The organism is Pseudomonas cavernicola, from assembly GCF_003596405.1.
In the GTDB taxonomy this organism is placed as follows: Bacteria; Pseudomonadota; Gammaproteobacteria; order Pseudomonadales; family Pseudomonadaceae; genus Aquipseudomonas; species Aquipseudomonas cavernicola.
Map to the genome: position 1 here is coordinate 1 of NZ_QYUR01000007.1, position 10,993 is coordinate 10,993.

Consider the following 10,993-nt stretch of genomic DNA (forward strand, 5'->3'; position numbering starts at 1 on the left):
CTTTAATTATTGGTTTTGTCATGTTTTTGGCTAAGCTGAACTTTCCAAGAAGAATTATTGGTGCCTGTTTTGCTTGTGTTGTCGGTTTTGTATTTGTCGGGTATTGATACTTTAGGTGTGGTTCTGTATCAGCTTTCTGGTTACATGCCGGGATTCGTTTTTTCAAAAGTTGATTTGTATTTAAGGCTGGGGGATATGTATCAAAGAGGAGTGGGTGAGTTTTTATATAAGTTTTAATTGTTGTGGTTTTTATTTTTTTGCATTCCAGGTTGGATTGGCTTAGCCGGATTGAACGATATCTCTTAAATTTAAGCTTTATTTATTTAATCTTTTGCTGCTATTTTGGAAGTATCCAATTTCCATGATCGCGTTAAATACTTTGTAATCATGCTTATTTTTATCTTTTTTTTATTATTTTGAATAAATTAAATTTAATTAATAGGCTTTTTTATGGTTCGGCAGTGTTGCTCATGAGTGTCATGATCCTTATTCATGAGGTAACACGGCCAGGATTTTACCCCTATACGCCATATTTCAATATGTATGAACGATGGCTGGGAGGGGGGTAATGACGGAGAAGAACGAACACTAAAGTACTATCGAGAATATGAGTTAGAAATGGGGTTGGGTGAGTGAGTTGAGGAGGGCTATTTATATAGGCTGCTCATTTGCGTTTAAGCCGCTATGCTCCCTGGTGGTTTTAAGAGCTTTGGCGGGCAGCTTTGGCGAGGAAGTTTCGGTTATCTTACGCAGTACATGGCTTTTTGGCGGTAGTTTTTGGTTTGTCTTGGGAGGGGCAAGTAACTACTTGATTAAAAATCTTTCTCAAACTAGTCGAGTTGTAGCGTGCGAGAAGGAGGTTTCTGTCGTTTCAGTTATGGTTTTTATTCTTATGTTGCTAGCAATTTGTTTTGTTTTCCTGAAAGGTAGTCTGAGGAGTTCATATTTATAGGAGTGTCTCTTGTGGGTCATATTTTATATTTGATTGTTTTTTTATTTCGAATGTTTGCGGAATATTGATGGCTGTAGCGCTGGCGCAGGGGAAACTAACAGATATGTTCTTGCTAATATAGGTGGGCGGCATTATTCGTTCTTATAGTAGTTTGTCTGGTTTTGGTTGGCGCTGAGGATGGCATTTATTGGGCTTTGCCACTTTCTTATATTCTTCCTGTGGTATTTTTATATCGTACCTTTGAGGGAAAATAAGCTGGACTTTAAACTTCTTTGGGCGAATAGGCGGCTAGTTCAGGTTTTCAGGTTCTGCCTTATTGTCTATGTCGGACTTGTATCTATACCGGTGATCAGTATTCTTGTTCGGGAAAGTTTTCATCAGCAATTTGGAGCGGTTGAACTGAGCTATTGGCAAGTTGCGGTGAAGATCTCAGATACTGTACAGCAGTTTTATGGCATGTTTTGCTCTGCTATACTGCTTCCGTACCTTTCTCGAAAAATAGGAGACTTTCACTTTTCTGGCTGGTTTAAAAAATTGCTTGGGGTTTCGGGAGTTTATTTTCTGGGCGCTCTCATAATTTTTTCATTTCGGGAATATTTTGTGTCTTTGCTATTTGGTGAAGGTTACTCATCAGCAAAGAATTATGTTTCATACTATTTGATAGGTGACTATTTCAGGGTGTGCGCATTGTTTTGTAGTTTTACACTTATATCTGCTGATAGGTTTGGCCGTGCTTTGATTTTGAGTTTTTGCAAGGTTTGTTGTTTGTTAGTCTGTTCTATTATTTTTCCATGGGGAATAACTCCATTGATGTGGGTTACGCTTATATATTGACTTATTCTATTTGCTTCTTGGTAATGCTTGGGTTTGTGTTTAATTATTTTAATGGGCGAAGGATATGAATTTACTTATTTTGTGTACTAAGTACTCGCTCGAAGAGGGATGCTCTTGGTTGACTGATAGTCTGGCTGAAGAGCTTGTGGAAACACATAAAGTTGTCGTGGTTTGTTTGGATTGGTCGGGGCAGTACAAAAACGATTTCCATATTGTGAAAAATGGTGTTGAGGTTTATGTTTTTTCAACGCAAAGAAAATTCTTCAGAGGGCGATTCGGGAAAATATTAAAGTGGTTTTTCTCAGCGGCATCGATTGCGCCTTCAGTGCGGAGAATATTTAAGGATTTTAATTTCGATCTTGTTGTAAGCTTCTCTCCTGCATTGATTATGAAGCCGCTGCTCAAAGCATACAAAAAACAAGGATGTCTGACTTACCTCATACTTTGGGACTTTTTCCCAATTTATGACTCTGAATTTGGGTTGATACCGAAGCCTTTGAAGCCGGTTCTTAAATTTGTAGAGAATGGTGCTTATAATGACTATGATCGAATTGGTGTTATGTCCCCGGAAAATTTATCTTTTTTGAAGGGAAATTTTAAATTGCGTTCCGAGACTGCGGCAGAGGTTTTAAGTATTTGGGGGCCAAATAATGTCATGGTCCGTAGCTCGCAGAAATATATGGATGCTAGAAAGTCGAATGATTTTTGTGATGATTTAATTTGTGTATTCGGTGGTCAGTTGGTTCGTGGGCGAGGTATAGATAAAGTGATTGAGCTTGCTATTTATGCTAAGCGTCAGAAAATTTCTGCTAAATTTTATATATTTGGTGATGGCCCTGAGCGTGAGAAAATACTGTCAGATATCATCGCGTATGATGTAAGTGATGTTGTAGTGTATAAGGGTTTTAAACCGCGTGATGAGTATATTCGCTTTTTAGTTGGTGCGGATTTGGGGTTGGTTTTTAATTCTGGCGCTGCTGTTGTGCCTACATTTCCATCTAAATCTATCGATTATCTCCGGGCGGCTGTGCCCATTCTTGCATATGTTGAGGATGCCACTGATTTTGGAAATATTTTAGAGGGCAATATAAGAGCGGGCTGGAGTGCTTCACCAAGCAATAATTCAAAATTATTTGAGAATTTTTCTGCAGTTGCTCAAATGACTAGAGAGGATCTTTTTTTAGTTGGCGCCCAAGGGCAGGCTTGGTATTTAGAAAACATGACAGTGCGTAAAATATCGAGTCAGTTAGTTTTGTGCCGCTCAGTCGGTCATGATGAGGAAGATATTAAGATGTAATGCGGTGATTTTTTTGGGGGTGTTGGCATAGGGTTTATTATGTCAAAATAAAGTTTTCTTATGGGTTTTTAACTCTTACAAATGCAATAGGGGGAGCATAATATGTTTGTCGGCAAAACTTTGATGATTACGGGGGGACTGGGTCCTTTGGTAATGCGGTTCTCAAACGCTTCCTCGACACTGATATCGCTGAAGTCCGCATCTTCAGTCGCGACGAGAAGAAACAGGATGACATGCGCAAGCGCTATGCCAATTCCAAACTGAAGTTCTATATCGGTGATGTGCGCGACTACCAAAGCGTGCTCAATGCGACCCGTGGAGTGGATTACATCTTCCATGCCGCAGCGCTCAAGCAAGTGCCGTCTTGCGAGTTTCACCCGATGGAAGCGGTCAAGACCAACGTGATCGGCACCGACAACGTGCTGGAGGCAGCGATCCAGAATGACGTCAAGCGCGTAGTCTGTCTGAGCACTGACAAAGCGGTATATCCGATCAACGCCATGGGTATTTCCAAGGCGATGATGGAAAAGGTCATGGTCGCCAAGTCACGCAATGACAACAAGACCGTCATTTGCGGCACCCGTTACGGCAATGTTATGGCCTCGCGTGGTTCGGTGATCCCGCTGTTTATCGAGCAGATCCGCGCCGGTAAGCCGCTGACGCTAACCGACCCGAACATGACCCGCTTCATGATGACCCTGGCAGATGCCGTGGATCTGGTGCTGTATGCCTTCGAGCACGGCAACAACGGTGACCTGTTCGTGCAAAAAGCGCCGGCAGCCACTGTAGAAACTCTGGCCAAGGCGCTGACCCAGATGCTCGATATGTCCGAACACCCTATCCAGGTGATCGGCACCCGCCATGGCGAGAAGCTTTACGAGGCGTTGCTCAGCCGCGAGGAAATGGCTTGTGCTGAGGATAGGGCGAGTACTTCCGTGTGCCCCCGGATCTGCGCGATCTCAACTACGCCAAGTTCGTGGAGCAGGGCGAGGAGAAAATTTCTCGCACCGAAGACTACAACTCACACAATACCGAACGGTTGGATGTGGAAGGTATGCAGCGCTTGTTGCTCAAACTGGATTTCATGCGTGCCATTCAGCGTGGCGAACACGCAACGCCTGAGGAGTGACCGATGAAAGTGCTGATTACTGGTGCCAATGGTTTTGTTGGCAAGAACCTGGTTGCGCACCTGAGTGAGCGTAAAGACATCGAGGTGCTTTGCTTCATACGTGGGATGATGTTGCTCAGTTGCAGGTATTGATGCCCGAGGTGGACTTTGTGTTTCACCTGGCCGGAGTGAATCGCCCGCAGGATCCGCAAGAGTTCAAGACCGGCAATACCGACCTGACCCAGGCACTCTGTGATGCAATAGAAGCCAGCGGCAAGCTTGTGCCCGTGCTTTACACTTCATCCAGCCAGGCTGAATTGGACAACCCCTACGGCAGCAGCAAGCGTGGTGCCGAAGAGGCGTTGCTCGAGCTGGCCAGCAAGCATGGCTCTGCGGTGTATTTGTTTCGACTGCCCAATGTCTTCGGCAAGTGGGCTCGCCCGAACTACAACTCGGCGGTCGCGACCTTCTGTCACAACATTGCCCGTGATTTACCTATTCAGATCAACGATCTGCAAGCACGCATCAATCTCGTGTATATCGACGATGTGGTCACTCACTTCATCGCGGCGATGGATGGCCAGTCGCTTGGTGAGCCTTTCGTCAGTGTCGAACCGCAATACAGCATCAGCGTAGGAGCGTTGGCCGAGCAGCTGCAGGCATTTCGCGACAGCCGCACAAGCCTGATCAGCGAACCGGTTGGAACAGGCTTGGTGCGTGCGCTGTACTCCACTTATGTCAGCTACCTGCCGCCGGAGCGTTTTACCTATCAGGTGCCCAAGTACGGCGATCCGCGAGGGGTATTCGTGGAAATGCTCAAGACAGGTGATAGCGGTCAGTTCTCCTACTTTACAGCGCATCCTGGAGTGACCCGTGGAGGGCATTACCATCACTCGAAAACCGAAAAATTTCTGGTGATCAAAGGCAGGCGTGCTTCCGCTTCCGCCACATCGTGTCTGGGGAGTTCTACGAGCTGTTCACCCACCGGGCGAGCAACCGGAGATCGTCGAAACCGTCCCGGGCTGGACCCACGACATACCAATGTGGGTGATGAGGAAATGATTGTGATGCTCTGGGCCAACGAGATTTTCGACCGTGAGCGGCCGGATACCTACGCAAGACCGGTAGGGACTGAGGCATAGTATTTCGGCAACTGCGGTTGCTCCGTTGGCGGTGGCAGAGCGTGACAAGGACGTGCCACCATAGGGGCTTTTTTTGTACCTGGGTGCTATCCCGCTCGGTTTTGATGGTTTTGAGTAGAGCTTTGCAATGAATAAACTGAAAGTTGGTCACTGTGGTAGGTACCCGGCCGGAAATTATTCGCCTGTCGCGGGTCATGGCCAAGTTGGATCAGTATTGTGACCATGTACTGGTTCATACCGGGCAGAATTACGATTACGAGTTAAACGAGATCTTTTTTCAGATCTAGGCATCCGCAAACCCGATCACTTCCTCAATGCCGCAGCGCCAGCGGTGCGGAAACCATCGGCAACGTGATCATCGCCGTGGATCGTGTGCTAGCCGAGGTGCAACCCGAAGCCCTGCTAGTGCTCGGCGACACCAACAGCTGCATGGCAGTAATCCCGCCAAACGACGCAAATTCCGACCTTCCACATGGAAGCCGGCAACCGTGTTTCGATATGCGCGTACCGGAGGAAATCAACCGGCGCATCGTCGATCACACTGCTGATATCAACCTTACCTACAGCACTATTGCCCGCGATTATTTGCTGCGCGAAGGCCTGCCGCCGGACATGGTGATCAAGACCGGCAGCCCGATGTTCGAAGTGCTCAATCATTACCGTGACGGCATCGAGGCCTCGGATGTGTTGGAACGTCTAGGGCTGGAGGCCGGCAAGTTTTTCGTGGTCAGCGCCCACCGTGAGGAAAACATCGACTCTGATAAGAACTTCTTCAAGCTGGTGGATGTGCTTAACACAGTAGCAGCCCATTACGGCTACCCGGTGATTGTCTCCACCCATCCGCGTACCCAGAAGCGAGTGGACGCCATGGGCGTGACGTTCCATGAAAACGTACGTCTGCTCAAGCCGCTGGGATTTAAGGACTACAACAAATTGCAGCTTGTCTCTAAGGCTGTGCTGTCGGATAGCGGCACGATCAACGAGGAGTCTTCGATTCTCAATTTCCCGGCATTGAATATCCGCGAGGCCCACGAGCGGCCGGAAGGCATGGAGGAGGCCGCGGTGATGATGGTTGGGCTTGAAGTCGAGCGCGTGATGCAGGGGCTGCAAGTGCTGGAGAGTCAGGGCTGCGGCGAGGAGCGAAGCCTGCGCCTGGTAGCTGACTACAGCATACCTAACGTGGCGGAGAAGGTGGTGCGGATCATCCACAGCTATCGTGATTACGTCATGCGGACGGTGTGGAAAAGGTACTGAGCAGCATGGCTACCCGTGTTCTCCTATTGACCCAATGGTTTGACCCCGAGCCTACCTTCAAGGGGCAGGTATTTGCCCGCGAGCTAGTCAGACAGGGCTTTGAGGTTGAGGTTGTCACCGGTTTTCCCAACTATCCAGGCGGCAAACTTTATCCGGGCTACAAGCTTCGGCTATTGCAACGGGAGCAGATCGATGGCGTTCAGGTAACGCGGGTTCCGCTGTATCCAAGCCATGACCAGGGTGCTGTTGGGCGTGTGCTCAACTACGTCAGCTTTGCTGCTGCGTCGCTGTGCTATGGGCTGTTTGGTGCCAAACGCCCCGATGTGATCTATGCCTACCATCCTCCGCTGACGGTAGGCATCACCGCGGCGCTGATCCGACTGTTCCGCCGTGTGCCGGTGGTATATGACATTCAGGACATGTGGCCGGATACCCTGCGTGCAACCGGCATGCTCTCCAACGAGAAGGCGTTGAAAGTTGTATCTGCGGTCTGTGACTGGGTATATCGGCGCGCCAATCAGCTGGTGGTGCTGTCTCCGGGGTTCAAGCGCTTGTTGATCGAGCGTGGTGTACCTGAAGGCAAGATTGAGGTGATTTACAACTGGTGTGCCGAAGACTCGCTTGCCACGCCGCTAGGGAGTGTGCCGGTGAGCTTTCCGGGCAATGACAAGTTCCGCGTCCTGTTCGCCGGGAACATGGGCAAGCCCAGGCTCTGGATGCAGTACTGGATGCCGCCGAGCTGTTACAGGAGCGGGCTCCCGACTTGGTCTTTGTATTCCTCGGTGGTGGTGTCGAGGTGGCGCACTTGCAACAGCTGACTGCAGAAAAGGCGCTGCGTAATGTAACTTTCCTGCCACCAGTCCCGATGACGGAAGTTGGCAGTTACCTTGACGCTGCCGATGCTCTGCTAGTGCATCTTAAAAAATCCATTATTTACCATCACTATTCCATCCAAGACTCAAGCTTATATGGCTGTTGGTAAGCCAATCTTGATGGCTGTGGATGGGGATGCTGCGGATCTGGTGCTGGAAAGTGGATGTGGCCAGGTCGCTGAATCGGAGAACCCTGCTTCATTGGCAGAAGCAGCACTCGCTCTCATGCGGGCCAGTGTGGATGAGCGCAATGCCATGGCCGAAAACAGTCGACGCTTCTATCGCGACAAATTATCCCAGAGCGTAGGGGTTGGGCGTTTTGGAGCGATTTTCAATCGGCTCGCGGAGCGCACAAGAGGTACGTAGATGTCTCTCAGCTGGGCCGTATCAGGTTGTTAACGGCCCCAAAACCCATATTTATGGTTTTGGCGCCCCCATATTCATGTAGGCACTGTCGGGGCAGTCAAAATTTTTCAAGGACAGCTGATGCTTAAACGCCTTTTCGATATTGTCGCTTCCGCCTGGGGCCTGCTTTTGCTTTCTCCTGTGATTCTTGTGGTGGCTTGGCAGATCCGCCGCAAGCTCGGTTCGCCGGTGCTGTTCCGTCAGCTGCGCCCCGGTTTGAACGGCAAACCGTTCGAGATGATCAAGTTTCGCACCATGCGCGATGCGATGGATGGCAACGGCAATCCGCTGCCGGATGTCGAACGTATGACATCGTTTGGCAGTTTTTTGCGTTCCAGCAGTCTGGATGAGCTGCCTGAACTGTGGAATGTGTTCAAGGGTGATATGAGTTTGGTCGGCCCGCGCCCGTTGCTGATGGAATACCTGCCGTTGTACAACTCTGGGCAATATCGCCGCCATGAGGCGCGCCCCGGCGTCACCGGCTGGGCGCAGATCAACGGCCGCAATACCCTGAGCTGGGAGGAAAAGTTCAAGTTGGATGTGTGGTATGTGGACAACCAGTCGTTATGGCTGGATCTTAAGATCATTTTCCTGACGGTGAAGAAGGTGCTGGTGCGTGATGGCATCAGCGCTGAAGGGGAGGTGACCATGGGCAAGTTCAGGGGAGTAAGTCTTGAATCGTCTTGCCATTCTCGGCGCCAGCGGACATGGCAAGGTGGTGGCCGATACCGCCGAGTGTTGTGATTGGCTGAACGTCGAGTTTTTCGATGATGCCTGGCCGGTTTTGCAGGGCAATGGTGCCTGGCCCGTTGTTGGTGACACAGCGGTGCTGCTTGACCGGTTGCATGAGTTTGACGGTGTGGTGGTGGCGATTGGCAACAACCGTATTCGCCATGCCAAGCTGCTTGAGTTGCAGGCGACAGGCGTGCAGATGGTGACATTGGTGCATCCGGCTGCCAGTGTCAGCCGGTATGCGGCCATTGGTGTCGGTTCGGTGGTGTTCGCCGGTGCTGTGGTGAATGCCGATGCCCGATCGGGCTAGGTGCGATTCTCAATACCGGCTGCAGCATTGATCACGATTGCGTGCTGGGCGATGCCGTGCATGTCAGCCCGGCGCGCGGCTGGCTGGCGGAGTGCAGGTGGGCGAGCTGAGCTGGATCGGGATTGGTGCCAGTGTGCGTCAGCTGATCCGCATTGGTGCGCGGGTAATGGTGGGTGCTGCTGCAGCTGTGGTGGCTGATGTGCCGGATGATGTGACCGTGGCCGGGGTGCCGGCACGGGTTGTTGTGCGCTGATTTCTCTGGTGGGCCTGCGGCCCGTAATCGCAGCAAGAGGTTGCCTTGCTGCTGTTTCCTTGTTCAATCCCTTCAGGTGGTTGCTGTGCTGAATACTCCGTTTTCCCCTGGCCTTCCATCACAGAGGAAGAGGCCGATGCCGTTCGTGATGTGATTCTGTCTAACAAGGTCAACTACTGGACCGGGCAGGAATGTCGCGAATTTGAAAAGGAATTTGCTGCATGGGCCGGTACCGGGTACCATTGCGCTGACCAATGGCACTGTGGCCCTGGATGTGGCATTGAAAGTTTTGGGGATTGGTGCGGGCGATGAGGTGGTGGTGACGCCGCGTACCTTCCTCGCTTCGGTGTCAAGCATCGTCAATGCTGGCGCAGTGCCGGTGTTTGCAGAGGTGGATTGCGATTCGCAGAACATCACCGCCGAAACTGTCCGTGCAGTGCTGACGCCGCGCACCCGTGCGGTGATCTGCGTGCATCTGGCAGGCTGGCCGTGCGATATGGATCCGATCATGGCGTTGGCGGAAGAGCGGGGCCTGTTCGTCATCGAAGACTGCGCCCAGGCCCACGGTGCGCAATACAAGGGACGTGCGGTCGGTTCCATCGGCCATGTCGGTGCCTGGTCGTTCTGCCAGGACAAAATCATGACCACCGGCGGTGAGGGTGGGATGGTCACCACCAACGACCGTGAACTGTGGTCGAAGATGTGGTCGTTCAAGGATCACGGCAAAAGCTGGGAGGCGGTGTACGAGCGGGAGCATGCGCCGGGCTTTCGCTGGTTGCATGAGAGTTTCGGCACCAACTGGCGAATGCTGGAAGTACAGGCGGTGATCGGCCGCATCCAGTTGCGCCGCATGGCTGACTGGCATGCCCGGCGCCTGCTAATGCTGAGCGCATCTGGGGCTGCGCTCGCCAGTTGCGTGGTTTGCGCGTACCGGCCATGCCTGAGGGTAGCCTGCATGCGGCCTATAAGTGCTACGTATTTGTCGAGCCGCAGCAGCTCAAGGCGGACTGGAACCGTGACCGCATCCTTGACGAGATTGTCGCCCGTGGCGTGCCGTGCTATTCGGCTCCTGCTCGGAGGTGTATCTGGAGAAGGCTTTCGACAACACCGGCTGGCGTCCTGCTGAGCGTTTGCCGGTGGCTAGGGAGCTGGGCGAGAGCAGCCTGATGCTCCTCGTGCACCCGACCCTGACTTCCGCCGAGATCGACAAGACTTGTTCGGTGCTGGCTGAGGTTATGCAAGAGGCAACACTTTCTGTTTCCTGAGCGTATCAAGCGAGCAGCGCTTTGATCTACTTTTATCCAAGAGGCCTGGATGGAGAGTTTTCTTGTTTTTTGTCTGTTGTTGGCTGCAGGTTTGAGTTCTTTCATCAGCGGTGTGTTGTGCCGTAATGCCTTGTTTCATCGATTGATGGACGTGTCCAATGATCGCAGCTCCCATCTTCCGCCCACCCCTACGTGGTGGCTTTGCCATAGCCATCAGCCTCATTGCCGTTGTTCTGTGCCTTTGCCTCAACGATCTGGTTGCACCTGATCTTGCATGGGCCCCAATCGGCTCTGGAGGCGTGATCGCCTTGCTGGGTATTGCTGATGACCACGGAGCTGCAGTGCAAGAGGCAAGTGGTTCCGGCACATCCGTCCTGCGAGTCCATCAATCGATGAGGCATTACTGATGAAGAACTCAAACTGCAGCCAACAACAGACAAAAAACGAACTCTCCATCCAGGCTCTTGGATAAAAGTAGATCAGCGCTGCTCGCTTGATACGCTCAGGAAACAGAAAGTGTTGCCTCTTGCATAACCTCAGCCAGCACCGAACAAGTCTTGTCGATCTCG

At 51.2% G+C, this 10,993-nt stretch carries 8 protein-coding genes and 3 pseudogenes; all 11 read left to right on the plus strand.

The window, feature by feature from the left end:
- Positions 1-1,850 precede the first annotated feature (1,850 nt).
- The 11 genes and pseudogenes from D3879_RS21860 (at position 1,851) to D3879_RS21895 (ending at position 10,424) form a co-directional block, all read left to right on the plus strand.
- The gene (locus D3879_RS21860; RefSeq protein ID WP_119956382.1) at positions 1,851-3,083 is read left to right on the plus strand and encodes a glycosyltransferase; all 1,233 of its coding nucleotides are present in this window, start codon (positions 1,851-1,853) and stop codon (positions 3,081-3,083) included.
- Between the two features lie 102 nt (positions 3,084-3,185).
- A pseudogene (locus D3879_RS21865) lies at positions 3,186-4,212 on the plus strand (polysaccharide biosynthesis protein).
- A 3-nt stretch (positions 4,213-4,215) separates the two neighbouring features.
- Positions 4,216-4,344, plus strand: coding sequence for an NAD-dependent epimerase/dehydratase family protein (locus D3879_RS27945; RefSeq protein WP_420800947.1), 129 nt, complete (start codon positions 4,216-4,218; stop codon positions 4,342-4,344).
- Entirely contained in the window at positions 4,344-5,333 is a 990-nt protein-coding gene (wbjC, locus tag D3879_RS21870; protein ID WP_420800948.1) for a UDP-2-acetamido-2,6-beta-L-arabino-hexul-4-ose reductase, read from the plus strand. Before D3879_RS27945 ends, wbjC begins: the two co-directional genes overlap by 1 nt.
- 372 nt (positions 5,334-5,705) lie before the next feature.
- The gene (locus D3879_RS21875; RefSeq protein WP_238474297.1) at positions 5,706-6,587 is read left to right on the plus strand and encodes a UDP-N-acetyl glucosamine 2-epimerase; all 882 of its coding nucleotides are present in this window, start codon (positions 5,706-5,708) and stop codon (positions 6,585-6,587) included.
- Between the two features lie 5 nt (positions 6,588-6,592).
- Positions 6,593-7,405 (plus strand): glycosyltransferase family 4 protein, encoded by an 813-nt coding sequence (locus D3879_RS21880; RefSeq protein WP_338014903.1) that lies wholly within the window; start codon positions 6,593-6,595, stop codon positions 7,403-7,405.
- Complete coding sequence (locus D3879_RS27690) at positions 7,351-7,569, plus strand: hypothetical protein (RefSeq protein ID WP_338014904.1); 219 nt, start codon at positions 7,351-7,353, stop codon at positions 7,567-7,569. Before D3879_RS21880 ends, D3879_RS27690 begins: the two co-directional genes overlap by 55 nt.
- A complete protein-coding gene (locus tag D3879_RS27695; protein WP_338014905.1) occupies positions 7,556-7,825 on the plus strand; it encodes a hypothetical protein in 270 nt (89 codons plus the stop codon). Before D3879_RS27690 ends, D3879_RS27695 begins: the two co-directional genes overlap by 14 nt.
- A 120-nt stretch (positions 7,826-7,945) precedes the next feature.
- The gene (locus D3879_RS21885) at positions 7,946-8,608 is read left to right on the plus strand and encodes a sugar transferase (protein WP_119956384.1); all 663 of its coding nucleotides are present in this window, start codon (positions 7,946-7,948) and stop codon (positions 8,606-8,608) included.
- Positions 8,538-9,159: pseudogene (locus D3879_RS21890) on the plus strand (acetyltransferase). The gene D3879_RS21885 and the pseudogene D3879_RS21890 overlap by 71 nt, the downstream one beginning before the upstream one ends.
- Positions 9,160-9,244: 85 nt before the next feature.
- Positions 9,245-10,424, plus strand: a pseudogene (locus D3879_RS21895) (DegT/DnrJ/EryC1/StrS family aminotransferase).
- Positions 10,425-10,993: the final 569 nt, after the last annotated feature.